This is a genomic window from Shewanella sp. AC91-MNA-CIBAN-0169 (genome assembly GCF_040310165.1).
GTDB lineage: Bacteria > Pseudomonadota > Gammaproteobacteria > Enterobacterales > Shewanellaceae > Shewanella.
The window spans coordinates 38,887-61,298 of sequence record NZ_JBEOPM010000029.1 but is presented as its reverse complement, the minus strand read 5'-3'; the positions used below and the strand labels follow the sequence as shown (position 1 = coordinate 61,298).

At 41.7% G+C, this 22,412-nt stretch carries 21 protein-coding genes; 7 read left to right on the top strand and 14 right to left on the bottom strand.

Annotated features, from left to right (window positions below; all coding sequences use genetic code 11):
• The first annotated feature begins 255 nt into the window (after positions 1-255).
• Positions 256-660, top strand: coding sequence for a VOC family protein (locus AAEY98_RS19340; protein ID WP_351018929.1), 405 nt, complete (start codon positions 256-258; stop codon positions 658-660).
• A 9-nt stretch (positions 661-669) separates the two neighbouring features.
• On the opposite strand, the gene AAEY98_RS19335 is transcribed toward AAEY98_RS19340, so the two are convergent.
• The 3 genes from AAEY98_RS19335 to AAEY98_RS19325 all read right to left on the bottom strand — a co-directional run bounded on the left by AAEY98_RS19335 (position 670) and on the right by AAEY98_RS19325 (position 3,345).
• A complete protein-coding gene (locus AAEY98_RS19335; protein WP_101088226.1) occupies positions 670-1,272 on the bottom strand; it encodes a M48 metallopeptidase family protein in 603 nt (200 codons plus the stop codon).
• A gap of 126 nt (positions 1,273-1,398) precedes the next feature.
• Positions 1,399-1,836, bottom strand: coding sequence for a DUF3010 family protein (locus AAEY98_RS19330; RefSeq protein ID WP_101088096.1), 438 nt, complete (start codon positions 1,834-1,836; stop codon positions 1,399-1,401).
• Between the two features lie 153 nt (positions 1,837-1,989).
• Positions 1,990-3,345, bottom strand: a complete 1,356-nt coding sequence (locus AAEY98_RS19325; RefSeq protein WP_101088098.1) for a DEAD/DEAH box helicase — start codon at positions 3,343-3,345, stop codon at positions 1,990-1,992.
• Positions 3,346-3,528: 183 nt separating this feature from the next.
• On the opposite strand from AAEY98_RS19325, the gene rssA reads away from it, so the two are divergent.
• From rssA to nrdG, 3 genes are all read left to right on the top strand, one after another.
• Positions 3,529-4,473: a patatin-like phospholipase RssA gene (gene rssA, locus AAEY98_RS19320; RefSeq protein WP_101088100.1), complete on the top strand. Its 945-nt coding sequence runs from the start codon at positions 3,529-3,531 to the stop codon at positions 4,471-4,473.
• Between the two features lie 673 nt (positions 4,474-5,146).
• Complete coding sequence (nrdD, locus tag AAEY98_RS19315) at positions 5,147-7,264, top strand: anaerobic ribonucleoside-triphosphate reductase (protein ID WP_101088102.1); 2,118 nt, start codon at positions 5,147-5,149, stop codon at positions 7,262-7,264.
• Complete coding sequence (gene nrdG / locus AAEY98_RS19310) at positions 7,264-7,731, top strand: anaerobic ribonucleoside-triphosphate reductase-activating protein (RefSeq protein WP_351018926.1); 468 nt, start codon at positions 7,264-7,266, stop codon at positions 7,729-7,731. Before nrdD ends, nrdG begins: the two co-directional genes overlap by 1 nt.
• Positions 7,732-7,851: 120 nt before the next feature.
• On the opposite strand, the gene AAEY98_RS19305 is transcribed toward nrdG, so the two are convergent.
• The gene (locus AAEY98_RS19305) at positions 7,852-9,090 is read right to left on the bottom strand and encodes an NADH:flavin oxidoreductase/NADH oxidase family protein (RefSeq protein WP_351018923.1); all 1,239 of its coding nucleotides are present in this window, start codon (positions 9,088-9,090) and stop codon (positions 7,852-7,854) included.
• A gap of 206 nt (positions 9,091-9,296) precedes the next feature.
• On the bottom strand, positions 9,297-11,774 hold the full coding sequence (locus tag AAEY98_RS19300) for a TonB-dependent receptor (RefSeq protein WP_350979277.1): 2,478 nt from the start codon (positions 11,772-11,774) through the stop codon (positions 9,297-9,299).
• A gap of 449 nt (positions 11,775-12,223) precedes the next feature.
• Here AAEY98_RS19300 and AAEY98_RS19295 point away from each other — a divergent pair, with 449 nt between their 5' ends.
• The 3 genes from AAEY98_RS19295 to AAEY98_RS19285 are packed head-to-tail and all read left to right on the top strand — an operon-like array spanning position 12,224 to position 14,180.
• Positions 12,224-12,580 carry a YibL family ribosome-associated protein gene (locus AAEY98_RS19295; protein ID WP_059746680.1) on the top strand — a complete coding sequence of 119 codons (357 nt, stop codon included), beginning with the start codon at positions 12,224-12,226 and terminating at the stop codon, positions 12,578-12,580.
• Between the two features lie 37 nt (positions 12,581-12,617).
• On the top strand, positions 12,618-13,226 hold the full coding sequence (gene ribA, locus AAEY98_RS19290) for a GTP cyclohydrolase II (RefSeq protein WP_101088110.1): 609 nt from the start codon (positions 12,618-12,620) through the stop codon (positions 13,224-13,226).
• A gap of 21 nt (positions 13,227-13,247) precedes the next feature.
• Entirely contained in the window at positions 13,248-14,180 is a 933-nt protein-coding gene (locus tag AAEY98_RS19285; RefSeq protein WP_350979278.1) for a hypothetical protein, read from the top strand.
• 28 nt (positions 14,181-14,208) lie between these two features.
• Here AAEY98_RS19285 and AAEY98_RS19280 read toward each other — a convergent pair whose 3' ends face one another.
• From AAEY98_RS19280 to suhB, 9 genes are all read right to left on the bottom strand, one after another.
• Entirely contained in the window at positions 14,209-14,601 is a 393-nt protein-coding gene (locus AAEY98_RS19280) for a VF530 family protein (RefSeq protein WP_101088114.1), read from the bottom strand.
• Positions 14,602-14,710: 109 nt separating this feature from the next.
• Entirely contained in the window at positions 14,711-16,171 is a 1,461-nt protein-coding gene (locus AAEY98_RS19275) for a carbon starvation CstA family protein (RefSeq protein WP_351018920.1), read from the bottom strand.
• Positions 16,172-16,345: 174 nt separating this feature from the next.
• Positions 16,346-17,056 (bottom strand): two-component system response regulator BtsR, encoded by a 711-nt coding sequence (gene btsR, locus AAEY98_RS19270; protein WP_351010429.1) that lies wholly within the window; start codon positions 17,054-17,056, stop codon positions 16,346-16,348.
• A complete protein-coding gene (locus AAEY98_RS19265) occupies positions 17,053-18,729 on the bottom strand; it encodes a LytS/YhcK type 5TM receptor domain-containing protein (RefSeq protein WP_351010430.1) in 1,677 nt (558 codons plus the stop codon). Before AAEY98_RS19265 ends, btsR begins: the two co-directional genes overlap by 4 nt.
• A 402-nt stretch (positions 18,730-19,131) precedes the next feature.
• Positions 19,132-19,482, bottom strand: coding sequence for a replication protein RepA (locus AAEY98_RS19260; protein WP_101088122.1), 351 nt, complete (start codon positions 19,480-19,482; stop codon positions 19,132-19,134).
• Positions 19,469-20,137, bottom strand: coding sequence for an AAA family ATPase (locus AAEY98_RS19255; protein ID WP_011637885.1), 669 nt, complete (start codon positions 20,135-20,137; stop codon positions 19,469-19,471). The genes AAEY98_RS19260 and AAEY98_RS19255 overlap by 14 nt, the downstream gene beginning before the upstream one ends.
• A gap of 102 nt (positions 20,138-20,239) precedes the next feature.
• On the bottom strand, positions 20,240-20,542 hold the full coding sequence (locus AAEY98_RS19250) for a PilZ domain-containing protein (RefSeq protein WP_101088124.1): 303 nt from the start codon (positions 20,540-20,542) through the stop codon (positions 20,240-20,242).
• 295 nt (positions 20,543-20,837) lie between these two features.
• Positions 20,838-21,242 (bottom strand): phosphate-starvation-inducible protein PsiE, encoded by a 405-nt coding sequence (locus AAEY98_RS19245; RefSeq protein ID WP_041413049.1) that lies wholly within the window; start codon positions 21,240-21,242, stop codon positions 20,838-20,840.
• 291 nt (positions 21,243-21,533) lie between these two features.
• Entirely contained in the window at positions 21,534-22,337 is an 804-nt protein-coding gene (gene suhB, locus AAEY98_RS19240; protein WP_011637882.1) for an inositol-1-monophosphatase, read from the bottom strand.
• Positions 22,338-22,412 lie beyond the last annotated feature (75 nt).

Here is a 22,412-nt window from a genome sequence, read left to right as displayed (position 1 = left end):
CCACCAAAGCAAAAACTGGCACTAGTGGCCTAAGTCTCTACTTTTGATCTCAGCTAAAAATGGGGAGATTACCAATGTATATGGCTCAATTATACGGATATCTATTTTTATTGGCTAAACATTAACTGCTAAACTACGATTTATTTGCCCTTTGAAAATGATACTTGAAGATGGCGATGCCTAGACAAACTATTGTTCGTTTAGAGGACACAGCTTATTATCATTAAGTTTGCTGGTAGTTCAACAAGATATTTTATGATCAAAAATTTTGATCTGATACAAGAGGATTATAAGAATCTCAATCAAGTGGCATTACCTGTGTCGAATATGAATAAGGTAGTTAGATTTTATCAACTTTTAGGCTTTATCTTAATAGTGGATACGTCGCACTACGCTCGTTTCGAATGCCCAATGGGTAAGAGCTCTTTTTCACTGTCTTTAGCGTCTGAGCCTATGACTTATGGTGCGTTGATTTACTTTGAGCACCCAGAGTTAGATAACTGGCTGAATGCTCTAATAGCCAAAGGCGTTGAGTTTAGCCAAATGCCGACAGATGAAACTTATTTTTGGCGTGAAGCGGTGTTATTCGATCCCAGCAGCAATAAGTTCAAACTTTATGGGGCGGGTGATAACCGTTTAAATCCACCTTGGCGGGTTTAAACTTATCGATTACTTCGCATAGGGCGATTGTCCGACTTCTTCAGCTACTAACCATACTCGCATATCAAATTCTAATTGGTGGTAATCCGCTAACATAAAGCTGCATAGTTGATAAAAAGCTTTGTTGTGTTCCTTTTCCCGCAGATGGGCCAATTCGTGCACCACTACCATTTGTAATAGCTCAAACGGAACGTGTTTTAAGTGTGCTGCAATTCTAATTTCATTTTTGGCTTTCACTTTATTACCTTGGCGGCGATTAACATAAGAATGCAAACCCAGGGCATGGTGGCTTAAGCTGATTTTTTCGTCAAAAATGACTTTGGCTAATGGGTCTGACTGACGCATATAGGTATTTTTTAATGTCAGCGCCATATCGTATAAGGCTTTGTCTGTGCGAACGTCGTGTATTTTTGGGTAGCGTGTTAAAAAGTGGGCAGCTAAGGCGTTAGCGTCAACGAGTTGGCGAATTTTCTCGACCACGTCAGGACGATAACCATTCAAATAACGCAATGCACTTTGTTCACTTTGCTGCTTTTTAATGTCTGCGCTGGTGACTAATAGGCTGAGATCTGTTTTTGGCTTTAATGATTGGCTTGCCGACTTGACTGGCATTTTAGGTGGGGCTTTAGGTGTTTTAGTTTTAGTATCTGACATGGTTGTAGTTCAACTGATTTTTTGGCGTTACCGTTATCTGAGTCGGTATCGATAACGCCAATATAGAACGGTGAAAGCGGTGGGTTACACTTTACCGAAGATGAGTCGGTTATGCTGAACATAAGCAACATCAAATGCATTAAGCTGCACGCGTTTTAGATCCAATGATTCAAAGTCAACTTGTGGCGGGTTACGCTTTAATTGCTCTTTAATAATCAATGGAGAAATAAGCGAAACTGGAAGGTCCATTAATTGAAGTACCGCTTCAAGTTTGAAGCTGGTGGCACTGCCGGCAAACTTGCCTTTTTGTTCACGTTCAATAATAGCTATTTCATCGACTTTGTAGTCGCTCATTAGTTTTTTAAACGCAAAATCAAACTCACGAATTGAGTCCGTGCTAGCTGATTGTGAAATACTGAATGAAACTTTACGACATGCTGGCACGTTATAGGTTTCGCCTTCATAGGTCAGTAAACAGATAATGGCTTCGCCGCCTTTTAATTCCACACCACAAATTTTCATGTTAATCCTTACTGGTTTATTCATACGAGTGTGCCGTTGGCATGCTCGTTATCGTTCATTTGTTGCAGGGCAGTGTACTGCCCTACATTCATTATTCTGTCATCGCAGTTTGTTGGTCATCTACTTGCAGATTACCTGCGATTTATGGGCTATTTAGTCTTCTGCTGTGCCGTCGTCTTCGATAATGACAATAGGCTTAACTTTACGGCGAACTGGCGCATCACCGACATCGACGCCAGTGATAAAGCGTTTATCACTCTTTGGTGCCGCTTTAGGTTTTTTAGGTGCGCTAACTCTATTGCTGATCACAGCTGCTTTTGCACTGGTACCAGCTTTGCCTGCCTGAGGCTTATCTTTTAGACCGCTAAATTTGGCCTTTAAGCCTTCAATCACCGTGAGGTCGAAATTTTTACGTAAAAACAATTGTACTTTTTTAAAGCTGTCCCAATCTTTAGGACCTACAAATGAAACCGCATCACCTTTAGCGCCTGCACGGCCAGTACGACCAATACGGTGGACGTACTCTTCTGCAAACTTTGGCATATCAAAGTTAATCACTAATGATACGTTGATTAAATCAAGGCCGCGTGATGCCACATCGGTTGTCACTAATATTTTTGATTGGCCACGAGCAAATTGATCCATAATTTGGTTACGAGCCGATTGCTTTAAATCACCACTGAGTGCTGAGGTGGCAAAACCTTGCGCAGCCAATAGCGTGGCTAAACGGTCGGTATCTGAACGCGTAGCGGTAAATACAATCACTTGCTTGTGTTGCTCTTGGCTTAAGATGTGCTGTAGCAAGGCTTGTTTATGGTCTAAATGGTCAACCAAAATAATTCGTTGCTCAATATCTTTATGTTCAGTGTAAGACTCACCGATAGAGACATGGCTTGGTGTTTTGAGCAATGTTGTTGCAATGTCACCGATGCTTTCATGATCTAACGTAGCTGAAAACATTAACGTTTGGCGACGCTTATGATCAGCGGCATCATTAATGGCTTTTAGCTGTGGCGCAAAACCTAAATCGAGCATACGGTCAGCTTCGTCAAGAACCAGTAATTCTAAGCCATTTAAATATAAGTGGCGCTGTTGTAAGTGATCCGCAATACGTCCCGGTGTGGCAACAATGAAATGTGGATCTCTGGCCAATGCTTTGGCTTGGTCGTTAAAGTTCTCACCGCCGAGTACGCTAATGGCTTTATATTGGGTATTGGCGACTAATAAACGTAATTGGCCATAAACTTGCTGGGCTAATTCACGAGTCGGTAACAAGATAAGTACCCGAGGATCTTTTTTCGACAATGCTCTAGTGGATATCACGCGTTGCATTGCGGGCAATAAAAACGCTAAGGTTTTACCTGAGCCGGTTTTAGACGATGCCATTAAATCTTTACCTGATAAGGCAATGGGAAGTGCTTGCGCTTGAACATCGGTAGGCGTAGAAATGCCAAGGTGCTTTAGACTGTCAAGCAGGCGCTTGTCCAACGAAAAATCGGTAAATTGCAAAGGTAAATCCCCTAAAAAATGATAGCCGACGATTATAGCTGTTTCACCTTGCTATAGCCAACAAGAGTCGCTTTAGTTATGCTATTTTTTAGCTTTATATTATTGCCTGAGTTCGACGTCGCTATGGGACGATTCAGGCGGGCGTATCGTAAAATTGAATACCGAGCATGGAAGGAACGAAAGATGACAAAGCTCACCGTGGGATTAGCGCTAGGCAGTGGAGCCGCTAAAGGTTGGGCACATATTGGGGTATTGAATGGTTTAGCCAAGTTAGATATTTATCCTGACAAAGTGGCAGGTTGTTCGGTAGGGGCATTAGTGGGTGCTGCCTATGCCAATAATCATTTGGGTGAACTTGAAACCTGGGTGAGTGGATTTTCAAGTTGGGATGTACTCGGGTTAATGGATTTAGGCTGGCGAAAAGGCGGACTTATCAGTGGTGAAAAAGTATTTGATGTATTGGCTAATCGTATTGGCGACCTTAACATTGAACAGCTGAATCGTCCCTTTGCTGCAGTGGCTACCGATTTATATTCTGGGCAAGAGATTTGGTTTAAAGAAGGTGACTTACGCCATGCGGTTAGGGCTTCATGTTCAATGCCGGGCTTTTTACCCCCAGTACAGCAAGGGCATCGCTGGGTTGTGGACGGTGCGGTAGTGAATCCTGTGCCGGTATCATTAGCTCGCTCTATGGGCGTTGATGTGGTTATTGCGGTGGATTTAAATGGCCATCGTCGTGGCCAAATGCACTTAATCCCAGAGCAAGTAAAAAGCCGCAAAGCCACTAAGTCTGAACCTATTGATGAAAAGCGCGAGCTTGAATCTGGCTTTATGGACCTATGGGGTAAAGGCAAAGATTATATGAATGGCTTAACCGATAAATTCTCTTTAGGAAGCTCAAAATCCCATCCGGGTATGCTGGCGGTGATGTCACAATCGATGGATATTTTAGAACAACGCCATAAACGTTCACGCCTAATGGGCGAGCCACCTGATATTTGCATCGTACCTGATGTGGGTGATATTGGCACCATGGAGTTTCATCGCGCTAAAGAAGCGATTAAAGCAGGTGAGCAGGCTGTAAGTGATATTAAACATTTAATCGAAGCGACCTTAAAGAAATGTTGAAGCAGTATCGAATATAGTGGTGTGTTTATGATAAATACACCCGTTGATTGCCGCTGTGTGAATATTTGCTATTTTATCGGTATTTGTCATTAAATCCGCGTTTGTTATTCAACTAGGGCATTGTCTAACCTGCGCAGTCTGATGTAGTTGATAAGATTATTCACTCTCTCATAGTTATCTCATAGTTAACTCATGGTTATTTAGTCATTATCTAGTAGTTATCTAGTAGTGACTTGCCCGCAATGATCTATCCGCAATGGTCTACCCGCAATTATCTAACGATAACTACCGAGTCATTAGATACAGTGGGTACGTTATTTATGTTGTTGATCTAGCCATTTAAGGTTCGATCAATGACTTAATACCGTCATTCAGCACCATTTTAAGTTGTCAAATACAACCCTTATGGCGTTTGCACATCAGATTATCGATTCAGCAAAGCATCCCAAATCGCTAAATTATGTCGATTTTATCCCCTTGTATTAGCCTGTCAAAATTAGTTGCTATTCCTACAATATCTATCGTTGATAGCAAGTGTTTTTTCAATATTAAGTACTGCCGACAATTATGATCTGGATCAAGGTATTACTCCGCGTAAATGTGTCTAATACACTCTATCTTGTGTTGTGCGTGTATTAAAGCGCTATATATAGTGCTTGTAAAGGATGGTTGTATGCTTGTAGTAGTGAAAAGGGATGGATGCCGAACTGCTTTTGATGGATGTCGAATCAAAGAGGCTGTTGTGGCAGCAATGGAGTCTGCAGGTATAGCCGACCATCAATATGCACAGCAGTTAGCGCAGACGGTAGAGCAGCAAATGGCTGTGAAGACCGAAGTTGATATTCACGAACTACAAGATGCAGTTGAAAATTTATTAATGTCGGGCCCGTTTAAGTCGGTGGCGCGTCATTACATTGAGTACCGTCACGATAGAGATAAACACCGTGAAACCCAGAGTAAATTAAATTGTGCTATTCGCGGTTTGGTTGAGCAATCTGATAGTGCCATTTTAAACGAAAATGCCAATAAAGATGCCAAAGTCATCCCGACCCAACGAGATTTATTAGCGGGCATTGTGGCCAAGCATTATGCCAAAACGCATTTACTGCCAAAAGATGTGGTAGCCGCCCATGAAAAAGGCGAAATTCACTATCACGACTTAGATTATGCGCCTTTTTTCCCGATGTTTAACTGCATGCTAATTGATTTAGCCGGCATGTTAACGCATGGTTTTAAAATGGGTAATGCTGAAATTGAACCGCCTAAGTCTATCTCAACTGCTACCGCAGTTACGGCGCAAATTATTGCCCAGGTCGCGAGCCACATTTATGGTGGTACCACGATTAACCGTATCGACGAAGTGTTAGCTGAGTTTGTGCAAATCAGTTATCAAAAGCACCTTAGCGTCGCAAAAAAATGGCAAGTGGCTGACGTAGAAGGTTATGCGATGACACAAACCGAAAAAGAGTGTCATGACGCATTCCAGTCACTTGAATATGAAGTGAATACCCTGCATACCGCCAACGGCCAAACGCCATTTGTCACATTTGGTTTTGGTTTAGGCGTGTCGTGGGAGTCGCGTTTAATTCAGCAATCGATGTTAACTGTACGTATGGCGGGTTTAGGTAAAAATCGTAAAACAGCAGTCTTTCCAAAATTGGTGTTTGCCATTAAAGATGGCGTGAATCATAAAGCGACTGATGTTAATTACGACATTAAAAAGATGGCCTTAACGTGTTCAAGTATGCGCATGTACCCTGATATTCTTAATTATGATCAAGTCGTAAAAGTCACTGGTTCGTTTAAAACCCCAATGGGATGTCGCTCATTTTTGGGCGCCTATGAAGAAAATGGTCAATTGGTCCATGAAGGCCGCAATAATCTAGGTGTTGTCAGTCTTAATTTACCGCGTATAGCGTTGGAAGCAGGTAAAGATGAACAGCGTTTTTATCAAATACTCGATGAGCGTTTGTTAATTGCCCGCAAAGCCTTAGAAACGCGTATTGCCCGTTTAGCTGGCGTTAAAGCACGAGTGGCACCAATCCTTTATATGGAAGGCGCCTGTGGCGTGCGCTTAAATGCCGATGATGATGTGAGCGAAATCTTCAAAAATGGCCGGGCATCAATTTCGTTAGGGTTTATTGGTCTTCACGAAACTATTAATGCTTTATACAGCAATGCTGAACATGTGTTTGATAACACACAATTACGTGATAAAGCTGTCGCCATTATTAGTCATTTAAAGCAAGCCACTGAGTCTTGGAAACAACAAACAGGTTATGGCTTTAGTTTATACAGTACCCCAAGTGAAAATTTATGCAGCCGTTTTTGTCAGCTTGATACTACCCAGTTTGGCGTAGTGGCAGGTGTGACCGACAAAGGCTATTACACCAATAGTTTTCACTTAGATGTCGAAAAGAAAGTAAATCCTTTTGATAAGATTGATTTTGAACAACCTTATCCAGCGATCGCTAATGGTGGGTTTATTTGTTACGGCGAATATCCCAACATGCAGCACAATATTGAAGCGCTCGAAAACGTTTGGGATTACAGTTATAGCCGAGTGCCATATTACGGCACCAATACTCCCATTGATGAGTGTTACGATTGCGGTTTTATTGGTGAATTTAATTGTACTAGTAAGGGCTTTGTGTGCCCTAAATGTGGTAATCATGAGCCAAGCCGAGTGTCTGTTACTCGTCGTGTGTGTGGTTATTTAGGTAGCCCAGATGCACGACCATTTAACTTCGGTAAGCAAGAAGAAGTTAAGCGTAGAGTGAAGCATTTATAATGCATTACAGTGCATATCATAGCGTTGATGTGATCAACGGCGAAGGCACCCGCTGTACGTTATTTGTTAGCGGTTGCGAGCATGGTTGTAAAGGTTGCTATAACCAAAGTACTTGGCGTGTAGATGCTGGCCATGTTTTTAGCCAAACACTAGAAGATCAGATTATTGATGATTTAACCGATACTCGTATTTACCGTCGAGGCTTGTCGTTAAGTGGTGGCGATCCGCTGCATTCCGCCAATCTTGAAGGTGTCTTAAAATTGGTTACGCGGGTAAAGCTGGAATGTCCCGATAAAGATATTTGGCTGTGGACCGGTTATCAACTGGCTGAACTTACACCGCAGCAACAAGCTGTGGTGAACTTTGTGGATGTGTTGATTGACGGTAAGTATGAGCAAGATAAAGCCGATCCCGCGCTATTATGGCGCGGCAGTAGCAATCAACAGATCCATCGTTTTATGCGCTAGCGTTTTATATGAAGGCGTTAAGACGAGTCGCTTAATGTCAGCACTTTAACTGTCAGCGCGCTAATCGTTAGCACGTTAATCGTTAGCAAATAAATGTTTAACCCGCTAATCGTTAACTCGTTAATGATTAGAAAGACCCACAATATGGCGATAACGTTTAGTGCGTTGTTTGGTTTTATATTGATCGATTAATAAACTCCACAATGGTGAATCATTAGTGTGTGGCGACTTACCTTGGCTTACACGACGAAGTTGGCGTTTAATGACGGCCATCATCGCCAGTCCAGCCAAAGGTTTACTCTGCCAATTGACTGTTGGAATTGACGGGACAAACTCTGGCTGAATTTGCCATCTATTGGCTAAGTCAGGATAGAAGGCGAGGGCGCTAGCGATACCACACAATGCAAAACCAGCATCAATAACTTGTTGAGCCACAGGTAGGCGATGAATACCTCCGGTTAACATTAATGGAATAGGGCTACGCTGGACCAATTGCGCTGTTAAACTTAAAAAATAAGCCTCTCGAGCTAACGTTCGCTCATCAGCACTGCGACCTTGCATGGCTGGTGCCTCGTAGCTGCCACCTGATAATTCCACCATTTCAACGTGATACTGTGCCAACATATTAATGACCTTTTCGGCGTCGTCGACATCAAAGCCACCGCGTTGGAAATCAGCAGAGTTGAGTTTTACTGCTACATCGAAATCGGCACCACATTTAAGTCTTACTTGCTTAACCACTTCGAGTAATAACTTGGCACGATTTTCAAGCTTTCCGCCCCATTGATCATTACGTTGATTGGTTAACGGCGATAAAAATTGAGCCAGCAAATATCCGTGTGCAGCATGAATTTGCACTCCATCAAACCCAGCTCGTTGAGCCAATTGTGCCGTGGTAACAAACCGTTGGATAACCTCTTCAATGTCTGCTGTTGTCATCGCTTTTGGTTGAGAGAACATGGATGAGTGTTTGCCTAAATCGAGTGCGATGGCAGAAGGGGCTAGATTTTTACCGCCCATCGCTTTAAACACCTGACGGCCTGGATGATTGATTTGCATCCATATTCTGGCGTTATTTTGCTTAGCTGTTTTGGCCCATTGGATGAACGGCTCAAGTGCGCTGTTGGGATCTAATACTACTCCGCCAGGGCCGGTCATGGCTAAGGGATCAATCATCACGTTACCGGTGATCATTAATCCTACGCCGCCTTTTGCCCATGCTTCATACAAGTTGAACAATGCGTCATCAGGTTGTTGTAAGGTGTTAGCAAGGTTTTCTTCCATTGCGGCTTTAACCAATCTATTGGGGATGATGGCACCATTGCTCAAGGTGTATGGTGTGAAAATGGTATTAGCCATGAAATAATATCCTAAGGTAAGCCGCTGAATTAATGTGTTGTTTATCCTACAAGTAGCCTAGATAGTCAATTGTCCTTATTAGAAAGGGATAAAAAAAGCACTGCCACAGGCAGTGCTTTCATCATCTCGTTACTCAATTTAGCGCTAGATTTAACGCTAAATTGAGATCTAGATTTCGAGCAAACAAAATCCAGATTGATATGTTTTTAAATACGATAAGTTAGGGTTAACTTCGCATTACGCTCTTCGCCGGGTAATCCGCCTAAGAACATGGCTTTATCGTAATATGTTTCATTAAATAAGTTATTAATGTTCAATTGAATTTTATAACGTTCAACGTCATAACTAATCGCTGAATCGATTACCGTATAACTTGGCACATAACCATCTGGAATACCAAAAGAACTAGAGTGTGTGCTGCGTTCATCGACATATTTAGCCCCAAGACTGATTGATACCGGTGCTGGTAAGGCAAATTCTGCGGCATAAGTTACCCAAGCGCCCGCTGTGACGTAAGGTACACCTTTTTGGCGTTGGCCATAATCACTGCTATTTGGATTTTGATTGTCTCTAGCATCTTGGTAAACCGCGTTAACGTTGACTTTCCATTGGTCACTTAAATATGCATTCAGATCTAGCTCCACCCCTTTAGTATCTTCGCTGCCGTCGTAAAAATACGGGAAGATATCAGGTGTTGCTTCGCTGCTTTCGTATTCTGGATTGCTATAAGCCACATTAGTACGTGATGTTTTGAAAAAGACCAAAGATGCAAGCAATTGATCATCAAATGCTTTGGCACGAATACCTAAATCATTACTGATAGATTGAGAATCTTCACGGTCTGCTTCATTGCCTTTTACATCGCCTAACACACTGTATGCTGTACGGCCTTTAGAATGATTAACGAAAATAGAGATATCGTCAGTAGGCATATAAGTTAGGCCTAAATTGTAGGTTACACCGTTATCTGTGGTATCCGCTTCTGGTTGAGGGTCAGCTAAGCTACTACTATAACGAGCATCGACACCCAAGTGTTCATAACTTTGTTTAATTTCATTGAATGCGACACCAATACGGCTAGTAAATCCGCCACCTAAATAACCCACATGTTGTAAGCCCAAGCCCCAAGCTGTGACAGATTTATTGTAGTTACTGGTTAATAATGGATCGTAGTCTTCAAATTCACCTTCGCCCCAATTGGGGTTACGGATATCATAAATATACGGTAGCGAACCTTGATATGACAAATTACCATCGGCATCTTTCAAGGTGTAATCTGCGTCGTAAATTGAATACTGTTTAAAGCGAATATCGCGATCTTCAAAGTTAGCATTAACTAATAATTCGTTACTGATATTGCCAATGTCGAAGTCATAACGTAAGTCGGCAAAATACTGCCATGACTTTTCTTCTGCCGAGACTTTGCGGTATTCCTGACGGCGTGCCGCATAAGGGTATAGAGTGCCATCTTCAACCAAGGGCGCACGTGGGTCAGCGTTAATTACGCCACTACGTTGCCAATAAACATAATTATAAGCCCCTGTTTGACGAGCAAAGCTGGTTTCGTAATTACGGTATTGCAGTTGTTGGTTTAAAAATAAGTCATCGGTTAAGTACACATTATGACTTAGTTTAAAGCGCAACTCTTCGCCTTCATTGTCTTTCGCCATTGGTGAAATAAGACCGTTATGACCAAACTCATACGGTGTTAGGCCATCATTTGCGCTTAACGAGTCGGTTAATTGTTGGCGCTGATCGTCTGTTAGTTGTAAACCATTACTGGTAGGGTCGTTGACTAAGTCTTGCCAGCTGACTTCACCAGCGGTTTTCCCCTCGACTGAAGCTGCGTTATAAATGCGGATAGGATGGCCGATTGAATCGACGGGGATCGCATCGCTAATATATGCTGTTGATAGCATAATATTTTGGTTTTCATTCAATACATATTTAAGCGAGCCATATATTTCATCGCGGTCGGTACCAAGATCTCGATAACCTGTACTACGAGCCGTTTTTGCCACGAGGCGATAGGCTAAATCGTCAGTTATTCCGCCCGTAGAATCAGCCATGAGAGAATAACTATCCCATTGACCCACTTCAGCTTCAAACAACTGTTTACTGTCAAATTGAGGTTTTTTCTCAATAAGGTTAATCACGCCACCCGCGCTGCCCATACCATACAGACCAGTAGCAGGGCCCTTGAGTACTTCAACGGAACTCACGTTGGTTAGTGAACGAGTTGGATTAAAGGTGTTACCTAATCCAGCACCGCCATACATACCATCGTAAGTGTAGTTGGCGCCTAATCCGCGCACGACCAAATTGTCGCCAATACCATAATTATTACCCGCTTGAGTTACGCCGCTGATGTTACGAACCAAATCTTGCATGTTGGTGATGCCTTGGGCATCAATTAATGCTTCATCAACAATCACCACCGCGGCAGGCGTTTCCATCAGCGACATATCAGATTTGGTTGCTAAGCCGGAGTTCATCACTACTTGGTTTTGTCTGCCATAAACTGTTATTCGTTCATAATTGGTAGAGGATGATGCATTGGTCGTATCATCTGCAGGTTGTGTTGTAACCTCAGATTGGGAAGTAGGCGTTTGTGCGTGAGCATAAACGGGAAACAGCACACTTTGACAAGCAAGGGCGAGTAGCGATAAACGTAATGGCGTCATAACGGGTTAGGCTCTTTATTAACAATGTTGCGAATGATAATGATTATCATAAGTATTGCAATGGTGTGTTGTGATAAATGTGGCAAAGAATGGGTTTTGGTGATTTGATTGCTGATCAATTGCACAATTTGAGTGAGGAATGAGCATGGTTAACTTGCCAATAAAGGGCATAAATCATGGTAAAGCTTAGGTATTAAGTGGCTTAAGCACACATTAGTATTTGTTATCCAATAAGTGCACCGCGTCTCACGCTGATGATTAATTGTAATGCGATAATATCCAGATTGTTTGTACAGGGTGAAAAACTTTGCCTGTACATTCATATATGAAGCGTTTGCTATTCGCATCTTAGGTGGTTTTGGGTATATAATCTGCCTCCGAAACGGTGTTGTGATAAACGTATAAGCGTAAACGATTCACTAACACGCCAAAGCACTTAAGGTAATCAAATGAATTTAAAGCTAGAACTGCAGACATTGAATGATAAATTAGACAAGTTTCGTCGCAAGTTAGCTGCGGCTGAAGCACGTGGCGATGCCACGATTGTCCTGCAGTTTAAGAAAGAAGTGGCGACAGTGACTAAGCGAATCGCCAGCATTAAAGGCCAGCAAACTCGCGAGTTTAGCAAAGAAGGTGTGGCGTTGAAAGCGTTAGGATTTAAGCGCGTGCTGACTAAAGCCGAACAAGCCGATATGGGTAAGTTAAACAAGTCGGTTAAAGGTTTAGTCGTTGTGCATCCTTTAACGGCATTAGGCCGTGAAATGGGCATAAAAGATGTGACGGGTTTTGCGCCTGCTAAGTTCTAATATTTTCTTTTACAGTTAGTTGTCGTAAGGTTAATTCATGTCGGTAAAGTATATCGCAACATCTAAGTTACCCACTCCTTGGGGTGTTTTTGCTATGCACGGTTTTGAAGAAACCGCGACAGGTAAAGAACACGTTGCTTTGACATTTGGTCAACTGGATCCCACAGAGCCCATGTTAGGTCGTATTCATTCTGAATGTTTGACCGGTGATGCATTATTTAGTTTACGTTGTGATTGTGGTTTTCAATTACAAGCAGCAATGCAGAGTATTGCTGAACAAGGGCAGGGGTTTCTTCTGTACTTGCGCCAGGAAGGCCGTGGTATTGGGTTGCTTAATAAAATAAGAGCTTACGAGCTGCAAGATGCTGGTGCCAATACGGTTGAAGCGAATGAGCGTTTAGGCTTTGAAGCTGATATGCGTAAATACGACATGGTTTTGCCGATGTTAACGCAAATTGGCGTGACTAAAGTAAAGTTGATGACCAATAACCCGCGTAAAGTGATGGCGATGCAAAATATGGGTATCGAAGTCGCAGAACGTATTCCGTTACAAGTGGGAAAGAATCGCTATAACGAATCATACTTAAAGACCAAATCAACAGAGTTGGGCCATATGATGTCGGAATACCATTTCCACGATGAATAGTCTGCAACAATAATAGTCTAAATGATGATGAAACAAAGGCAGAACTTACCGCTTATTGAATCATCATTGTTTGATTACCTGCGTTTTATAGATGTAACCTTCCGCTTATCTTTGATGATATTGCTTATTGTTTGTAGCAGTATGAGTCATGCTACTGAATTAACGCCGACTACACCACCAGAGCTGATCACTGAACCTGACGCGTCTCATTATGCATTTGCCAATTACCTAGGCAGCGGTGTGTATCGAACTTCTGGCCAAAGCGCTGCTGTCGCCAATATTCCTATGGGATTTGTGCTTGACTCAACAGATGACTATTTATTGAAGTTACGCTTTACTGCATCATTTGGTTTTTTTGATTACTCCTTTAATGACCTACCTCAAGGCAGCATTCCTAACAATGTCGGCACAATTACTCTAACCCCTGGGCTTGAATATCACTGGCTGGTGGACGACAAGTTAACGCTTGAGAGCTATGTTGATTTAGGCTATGGACATAATTTTTCAACTTACAGTCATGTGGGTATTTTTTCCACTGGCGTTTCTGCACTCTATAAACTTGATGCGCCTTTGTTTACCCCTATTTGGGTAAATCGGATTTATTATGCAGGTTACCAAAGTAATCAAAACGACAGCACAGAAGGCTATTCGGTTTTTAAAACAGGTGTAGATTTTGGGGTTAATTATGATTGGCAGTGGCAAGATGTCCGGGTTGAACCGAGATTGTTTATTGCCGGACACTGGTATTTCGATAAACTAAAATTTGTTACCCCAGTTGGGAAAGATGTTCTAACCTCATACACCTATGAAATAGGCGCAACGCTAGCATTCTCTAAACCTATCAACTTGAGTGCGATAGGCTTAGACAGTGTCGAAATTGAACATTTTGGATTAAGTTATCAAGTCGGTGGTGGGCTTAAAGTGTGGCGCTTAATTTTTGAATTTCCGCTATAAGCCCTACCAATGTGAATAGGTGAATACATTAATTTGAGCTAGTTCCCCAAATATTGGCATTCACAGGTTCTGTCGATGCAGTCTCTGAGCTAGCTTTAGCAGAAACGACTTTATTTGCTGCAGGTTTAGCCGCATTCACTTTGGCTTTGGCTGGCCGAGATTTAGCAGAAAATGATCCACGGCTATCTTCTTTAGGCGGCGGTAATGGCAGCTTGTTTGCTTTACGATATAAGTATTCAACTTTGTCACGAGCCCAAGGCGTTTTACGTAAAAACTTCAAGGTTGATTTTACACTCGGGTTATCTTTGAAACACTGAATGTTTATCCTAGATGCGAGCTCTTCCCAGCCGTACTTTTCAACGAGTGAAGTCACGATAGTTTCTAGTTTTATGCCGTGAAGCGGATTGTTTGCTTGTGTCATGAGCCGTGCGAGCTAATTAAGTTTGGCAATATTATACCCACATTGTTGCCAAAGTGATATCAACACAAGAACGGCAGCCGAAGCTGCCGTTTATTGATGATATTAACCTCTATAGCTCGTTGACTAGTTCAACTTTGTCATCTTCGTCAGTGTCAATATCCCCTTTGCCTTTGGTTTTAATAATAATCATTGTCGCAATGATTGCGGTAGTGACTAAACCTGCAATGGTTGACACCGTCATCGGTAGACCTGCACCTAATGTTGATGAGTTCAACATAAAGCTAATCACAACACAGGTCATGAACATAGCCGGTACAGTACAAATCCAATGGAATTTATTGTAGCGCAGCAAGTAAGCTGAAGCGGTCCATAACATTAATACAGCAGTAGTTTGGTTTGCGACACCAAAGTAGCGCCAGATAATGCCAAAGTCTACTTGGGTTAACACGGCGCCGACGACAAATAATGGTAACGCGAGCATTAAACGCTTCGGTAACTCTATTTGCTTGATGTTAAAGAACTCTGCCAAAATTAACCGTGCTGAGCGAAATGCGGTATCGCCAGAGGTGATAGGCAATACAATGACACCTAAGATAGCCAAGAAACCACCAAATGTTCCTAATAACCCATTAGATGCTTCGTATACAACGTTTGCTGGGTTGCCTGCCATTCCGGCATTCAATCCTTCTACACCACCAAAGAATGATAATGCAATTGCACACCAAATTAATGCAATAACACCTTCACCAATCATGGCGCCAAAAAACACAAAGCGACCGTTTGATTCATTTTCAACGCAGCGCGCCATTAAAGGTGATTGTGTTGCATGGAAACCCGATACTGCACCACATGCAATTGTGATGAATAAGGCTGGCCATAATGGCATGTCTTTAGGGTTTAAGTTGGTAAAGAAGTCACCCATTTCAAAACCAGGTAACATGGTATGTTCGGTTGATAATGCTAACGCTATAATCAGTCCGAGTGACATAAAGACCAGTAATGCGCCAAAGAAGGGGTATAAGCGACCAATAATCTTGTCGATAGGCACGATGGTAGCAATTAAATAATAAACAAAAATGATACCAACAAAGAGAGTGACATCCAGTCCGGTAAGTTTGCTTAGTAATCCTGCAGGAGCAGAGATAAACACTACGCCAACTAGTAACAATAAGATAATGGCAAACAAGTTCATAAAGTGTTTGGCGTTGTTACCTAAGTATTTACCAGCCAAGTTAGGAACTGATTGACCATTATTGCGTACCGATAACATCCCCGAAAAGTAATCGTGCACTGCACCGGCAAAAATACAACCAAATACTATCCATAGCATCGCCGCCGGGCCATAAAGGGCACCAAGGATCGGACCAAAAATTGGACCGACACCAGCAATGTTTAACAGCTGAATTAAATATACTTTCCCTTTAGACATCGGTACGAAGTCGACACCGTCTGTCTGAGTGAAAGCAGGCGTTTGTCTTTGGGTGTTAATGCCGAACACTTTTTCGACAAAAGCCCCATAAATAAAATAGCCGCCAATTAGCAGGCCTACACAAAGTAAAAACCACGTCATTTTGTTATCTCCCCATTTTTATAGTGACATCATTTTAAAACATCAAAATAGGGTATTTGGGACTAACTGAGTGACAGGTTAAAAAGGCTGAGTAAGCGGTAAATAGTCATCCTGAGCGGTTTTAGTTGTTTGGTAAGTGTGGTGCATATCACGCTTAATGTGGCGTAAACAATGTTACTGAAATCCAAGCAACTGCTTTAACTCTTTAAGATAACGACGTGACACCGGCACTTTTGCTCCGCTATGGGTGGTGACTTCTGCGCCCGTGTCGGTGATTTCAATTTCTGAAATAGCACTTGTGGCCAGTAAGTATTGTTTATGGCAACGAAATAGCGCGGTTTTTTGCTCTAATACCTTAAGGGTTAATTGGGTGTGACTGAAACCTTTATTGGAGCACACATGAATACCGCCTACATCACTGACAATAAACTCTACATCAGCGGTAGCGACAACTTTGAGTTTATTGCCACTGTAGCAGGGTAAGTGCGCTAATTGAGTTGGCAGTATCTGCGTCATTGGTTGCGGTGTCATGTTGGTGCGTACTTTGTCTAAGGTTTGGTTAAAGCGCTTTTCATCGATGGGTTTAAGTAAGTAGTCGAATGCATTGTTATCAAATGCTTTGATCGCATATTCATCAAATGCGGTAATAAATACTGCTCGTGGCATTTTTTCAGGATTAAGCATGGCGATTAACTCCATGCCATTTATCCGTGGCATTTGAATATCAACAAAAATCAGATCGGGCTTTAACAGGTTAATTTGTTGTAGTGCTTCAATGGCATTACTACACTGTCCAAGGACTTTGATATCAGGATGTTTGTCGAGTAAATCTGCCACTTCTTGGCGGGCGAAGGGTTCATCATCAATGATTAAGCACGAGATCATTGGTCAATTTCCTTTAACGGTAAACGCACACTAACGCGGGTGAATACATCGGGTTCACACTCAACTTCAATACCGTATTGGCTGCCAAATAAATTTTGAATTCGTTTGTGGACTAAGTTCATGCCTAAACCATCTGTGTTTTTAGAGGGTTGATATAAACCGGCATTATCGGTCACGTTGAGCAATAAGTCATCGCCGTCTAATGTGGCTTTAACATCAATAACACCAGCATCAAGCATCCGCGACGTACCGTGTTTAACTGCATTTTCAATCAAAGGCTGTAAGGTAAATGCAGGCATTTTTTGGTGATGATAAATCATAGCAATATCTATGTTGACTTGCAGTTTGTCGATAAAACGGGCGCGTTCAATGGCTAGGTAAGCGTCTATGTGCTCAAGTTCATCAGCCATTGTCACAAGTCCAGTCGTTCGGGTTAAGTTGATGCGTAAAAATTGCGATAACTGCTGTAATAATTGTTTAGACATTTGCGGGTCACGCTTAATAATTGCACTGATTGTATTGAGTGCATTAAATAAAAAGTGTGGATTAACTTGAGCTTGTAGTAGTTTTATCTCTGCTTGCATCAATAAGTTTTGCTGTTGTTCAAAGCGGCCATAAAGAATTTGGTTAGACAGTAACCTGGCAATGCCTTCGCCTAAAGTACGATTAATGTTTAAAAACAATTTGTTTTTAGGCTCGTATAATTTAATGGTGCCAATGACTTCGTCGTTACTGCGCAGCGGAATAACTAGGCTTGAGCCTAAACTGCAATTGGGCGATATAGAACAGGAATAAGTGGTATCGACACCATCAGCAAACATCACACTATTTTGTGCGATGGCTTCGAGAGTGATTTTTGAGGAAATAGGCGTATTAGGTATATGGTGATCGGCACCAAGCCCAATAAATGCCAGTAATTTAGTGGTGTCGGTAATGGCGACTGCGCCGACTTGGGTTTCTTCTATTACTATCTGGGCGACTTTTTGGCTCGACTCTAAATCAAACCCTTTAGACAGTAAGCCGACACTGCGCTCAGCTATTTTGAGTGCTTTAGTCGAAAAGCTGGAAGAAAGTTTATCAAACATGGCCTTTTGGTCGCGAACAATACTCATAAACATCGCCGCGCCTAATGAGTTAATCAGTAGCATTGGCGGGGCGATGAGTTTGACTAATTCCCAGGCTTGGTCAAAGGGTTTTGCGATTAATACAATTATCGACATCTGCATTATTTCAGCCATAAACGTCACACCAAATACCACAATTGGCTGATAAACCATTTCTGATTTACCGGCTTTTTTGAAGTAATAACTGATCATACCCGCGGATAAGCCTTCTAAGGTGGTGGATATGGCGCAAGCAATATCAGTGAATCCACCCATTGAATAACGGTGTAATCCACCTGTTAACCCAACCAGTAGACCAGTGACTGGTCCACCTAATAATCCGCCCAACACAGCGCCCATAGCACGAGTATTGGCGATGGCTCCAGATGTTTGCTCACCAAAGTAAGTCGCCATAATGCAAAAGCTGGAGAACACCAGATAGATAAAAATTTTGTGCGGTAATCTTTTTGATGTTTCTGCGAAAAGTTTAAACAATGGCGTTTTACTGACTAAGTAAACGATAACTAAGTAAACACACATTTGCTGTGTTAGCAGTATTATTAACGACATATATTCTCTTTGGATTAATTAAACGCAGTCAAATTGTGGTGGACATATTATTGACTCTTGTGAGCGTGTATTAACAGGTTAGTCAAGTCTAGTTCTCAGCATCTGGTTTTCAAAATGTGAGTGTAATATAAAACCATACTATTTCAATTTCAGTCTATTGTTAAAAAGCTATCAACAGTAATAATAGGTTATCAACTAAGGTTGTTTTAGAACCGGGATATTGTATTTCGATGCATCGCTGAACTATCACGTTTTGTCACGACTAATGAGTCGACCATGATGAGTTGTCTCAACATATCATTGCTCACAATCGGTAATACGCTATAACTTGGGTATTTGGTGCATCACAGGACCGCATCTATGCCAGTATATTCTGAAGATATTAACCAAAAACTGTTGCTGTTAACGTGATGTTTTACGCAATAAATCAGATTGTTTCACACTACTTTGCTGATAAAACTCATCAATGAGTATTCTGAGAATTTTGGATTTGGCAACTTTGCTGGTTTTGGCTATCTCATCCAATTGTGAAATGCTTTTTTCGGTCAGTGTGAAAGTGGCATGACGATAAATTTTAGTGCTTTTTTTATCGAGCCCTTTTAAGAACTCTTGAGTTGTTGAAGTGATATCGGGTTGACCATGCGATGCCCCAAGACCTAACGCATAATTATTAGCATCTTCGATAAAGTCGTCTACAGATACCTTTACTCGGGTATCTTTGGGTTTCTTGCGCTTAAGATCAGTTAAACTCATAACTATTTTCTGGTGGAATGGCAAAAAGCTCATCGGCAATGGCTCTAATTTCATCTGCCGCTTTACCGCTAGGATCGATTTCAAGCACTGAAGAGCCGCTTTCTTCGCTGTCATCATAGATGTTACGACTAAACGTCACTGAATTCAGTGCGCGTAAACCAAAAGACTCAACCACTTCCTTAGCTTCTAAAATCCGTTTACCTTGAGATGGCAGTGCAGGGCATTGTGTTATCACAATGGCGGCAATCATTTTAGGATTGACCATTTTACAAGTACTGAGCATGTCTTCCATATGAGGTAAGGTTTTAAGATCGCGTCGCTTAGGACGAAGTGGGATAACAACATAGGTTGCGACAGACATGGCAGCTCGCATTGCTAGATTATCCTGGCCACCACAATCAACAATGACATAGTCAAACCGATCATTAAGACTCAGTAGATCATTACGGATTTTTCCATAAAGCTGAATACAATTGATGGCTTTTAGGCTGGGGTCATTATTACGAGCTTGGATCCAGTCGGATGTAGTTCGTTGCGGATCGCAGTCAACCATAAGTACATTCGCATCGTGTTTTTGGCTAATATGTACAGCAATATTTTGTGCTAAACAGCTTTTGCCACTGCCACCTTTTTCTCCACCAACCAGCAATATCATGTTGTGATCCTTGATGCTAGGCGCTTTGTAGCACCGAAAATATCGATTAGTATTTTATCTTGAGTATAGAGCAGCCATAAAGGACTGCATGAAAATAATCAATTAAATTAGCTGTAAAGCAATATGGTAACTATGAGGTGAGCATTCGGTGCAACGGCAAACTTGGCCTTTAATGGTATTTTGTTTATCGGTGTTTTCATTGAACGTTAAGGCTATCAAATCACCCACTTTAAAAGAGGTTTTAAAGTCAAATAATACCCCTTTGCGAGCAAGATCGATGCAGATACCATGGTCGACACATGATTCACCATGAGCATTAATCCAATCTAGGCGGATCCGCTCAGCTTCCATATCTACACGTAACGAACCGCGTTTCTCTTCGAATCCTGTTGGCTCTTGGCCCATCCTGTTTCTCCTTGAAATGATCCGTCTATCGGCATCTTGAACTGTTGTTTGGCGATAATTCAACATCAAGACTATAGATGCCTAATTACCGCTAGCCTTACAACATTCTATTGTTTAGCTCATTATTGTTGTCGTTAACATTCAGTGCTGAGTGTTAACGTTTTACATCGACTTATAAATTTACCTTTCTATGCTGTTAGTAATTTTTAGCATAACTGCTTTGTTAAGCAAGACAAAATTATCATTATAATGCTGAGTCATCGATACTCGGTATGTTGAGTGGCAGTTAAGGCGATTAATTATCGTAGTCTTGGTTTTTAGGGTAAGGCATTTTCAACTGACCCCAACGGATCACAATTACCGTGCCAGCCAGTAAAATTGTCGACAGTGAAATGGCTAAAATACGCCAATCTTCCATGCCTTTCATGTCTAAAATCAAGTATCGAGCCAATGCAACAATTGCAATATAAAGCGGCATACGAATAGGTAATTTACCGGACTCAATATAATTAACGACCATCGCTAAAACTTCAAGATAAATAAACAGTAATAGTAAATCGGCCAGCTCGACGGTTCGAATGGCAATCATGTGGAGAATTTCTTCACCAATAGCAAATACCGTTGCCAGTGCGATAATTAATAATACTAAATGTTCGATATTTTTTAAGGATTTTAGTCCTACTTTTCGCAGTAATGGCATAGTCATCTTCATTAATAAAATCAAAACACTATTATTGACGACTTCCGCATAATTTCCCAGTGATCTGGGTCGATTTTTTGAGATAAACTGTGGTTTGCAGAATAAGTGGTTAATATACTCTCCACTCAATATCGATATAGTATGATTTACGCCGTTATGAGTCATTAGTTAGCGTTTTATCTTTACTAGGCTCAGATTAATCCTTCATGAGGCTAGAGTCATGCCATTCAATAGACATAAAAAAACCGCTAAAGCGATGCTCTAGCGGTTTGTCTAAATAAAGGTAAACGATTAACGTTTTAAACCTTCATTTAGTAGAGGACGCATAGTTTTAACTAATTGCGTGGTCACTTTTGGACTACCAGCCACAATGTTTCCTGAAACCATATAGTTGTGTCCGCCCATAAAGTCAGTAACAGTACCGCCAGCTTCACGACAAATTAAGTCGCCCGCAGCAATGTCCCACGGCTTAAGACCAATTTCAAAGAAACCATCTAAACGGCCTGCAGCGACGTAAGCTAAATCTAATGCAGCAGAACCACCACGACGGATATCAGCACATAATGGGAATACTTCACCCAAAATAGCCATATAGCTTTCAGTGTGTTGACGTGCTTTGAATGGGAAACCGGTGCCAATCATGGTGCTGCTCAAATCATTTACGTTGGTTACACGTAAACGGAAATCATTGAGCTTAGCGCCTTTGCCGCGAATTGCTGAAAATAATTCTTCACGGACAGGATCGTAAATAACGGCAACTTCAATTTTGCCTTTATATTGTAATGCGATAGATACCGCGAAGTGAGGAATACCACGAACGAAGTTGTTAGTGCCATCCAAAGGATCAACAATCCAAATGTAGTCTTTATCAGTACCACGGTTTTCACCGTTTTCTTCACCAATAATGGTGTGGTCTGGATAAGATTTACGAATTTGATATGTAATAGTTGCTTCTACTTCCTTGTCTACACTAGTCACAAAATCATTAATACCTTTACTGCTTACCTCAACACGGTCAAGTTCAGTATAGGCGCGCATAATAGTTTGGCCCGCGGCGCGAGCAGCGCGCGTGGCAATAGTCAGCATCGGATGCATTGCAATCCCCTGGATGTTAAAGAACGAGTAAAATAGCGCCCGCATTATACTTAATTTGACAGTTATATCAAATGC

Coding starts and splice junctions, on each gene's coding strand:
- AAEY98_RS19340 (WP_351018929.1), top strand. CDS start 256: ATGATCAAAAATTTTGATCTGATACAAGAGGATTATAAGAATCTCAAT.
- AAEY98_RS19335 (WP_101088226.1), bottom strand. CDS start 1,272: ATGCCAGTCAAGTCGGCAAGCCAATCATTAAAGCCAAAAACAGATCTC.
- AAEY98_RS19330 (WP_101088096.1), bottom strand. CDS start 1,836: ATGAAAATTTGTGGTGTGGAATTAAAAGGCGGCGAAGCCATTATCTGT.
- rssA (WP_101088100.1), top strand. CDS start 3,529: ATGACAAAGCTCACCGTGGGATTAGCGCTAGGCAGTGGAGCCGCTAAA.
- nrdD (WP_101088102.1), top strand. CDS start 5,147: ATGCTTGTAGTAGTGAAAAGGGATGGATGCCGAACTGCTTTTGATGGA.
- nrdG (WP_351018926.1), top strand. CDS start 7,264: ATGCATTACAGTGCATATCATAGCGTTGATGTGATCAACGGCGAAGGC.
- AAEY98_RS19305 (WP_351018923.1), bottom strand. CDS start 9,090: ATGGCTAATACCATTTTCACACCATACACCTTGAGCAATGGTGCCATC.
- AAEY98_RS19300 (WP_350979277.1), bottom strand. CDS start 11,774: ATGACGCCATTACGTTTATCGCTACTCGCCCTTGCTTGTCAAAGTGTG.
- AAEY98_RS19295 (WP_059746680.1), top strand. CDS start 12,224: ATGAATTTAAAGCTAGAACTGCAGACATTGAATGATAAATTAGACAAG.
- ribA (WP_101088110.1), top strand. CDS start 12,618: ATGTCGGTAAAGTATATCGCAACATCTAAGTTACCCACTCCTTGGGGT.
- AAEY98_RS19285 (WP_350979278.1), top strand. CDS start 13,248: ATGATGATGAAACAAAGGCAGAACTTACCGCTTATTGAATCATCATTG.
- AAEY98_RS19280 (WP_101088114.1), bottom strand. CDS start 14,601: ATGACACAAGCAAACAATCCGCTTCACGGCATAAAACTAGAAACTATC.
- AAEY98_RS19275 (WP_351018920.1), bottom strand. CDS start 16,171: ATGACGTGGTTTTTACTTTGTGTAGGCCTGCTAATTGGCGGCTATTTT.
- btsR (WP_351010429.1), bottom strand. CDS start 17,056: ATGATCTCGTGCTTAATCATTGATGATGAACCCTTCGCCCGCCAAGAA.
- AAEY98_RS19265 (WP_351010430.1), bottom strand. CDS start 18,729: ATGTCGTTAATAATACTGCTAACACAGCAAATGTGTGTTTACTTAGTT.
- AAEY98_RS19260 (WP_101088122.1), bottom strand. CDS start 19,482: ATGAGTTTAACTGATCTTAAGCGCAAGAAACCCAAAGATACCCGAGTA.
- AAEY98_RS19255 (WP_011637885.1), bottom strand. CDS start 20,137: ATGATATTGCTGGTTGGTGGAGAAAAAGGTGGCAGTGGCAAAAGCTGT.
- AAEY98_RS19250 (WP_101088124.1), bottom strand. CDS start 20,542: ATGGGCCAAGAGCCAACAGGATTCGAAGAGAAACGCGGTTCGTTACGT.
- AAEY98_RS19245 (WP_041413049.1), bottom strand. CDS start 21,242: ATGCCATTACTGCGAAAAGTAGGACTAAAATCCTTAAAAAATATCGAA.
- suhB (WP_011637882.1), bottom strand. CDS start 22,337: ATGCATCCGATGCTGACTATTGCCACGCGCGCTGCTCGCGCCGCGGGC.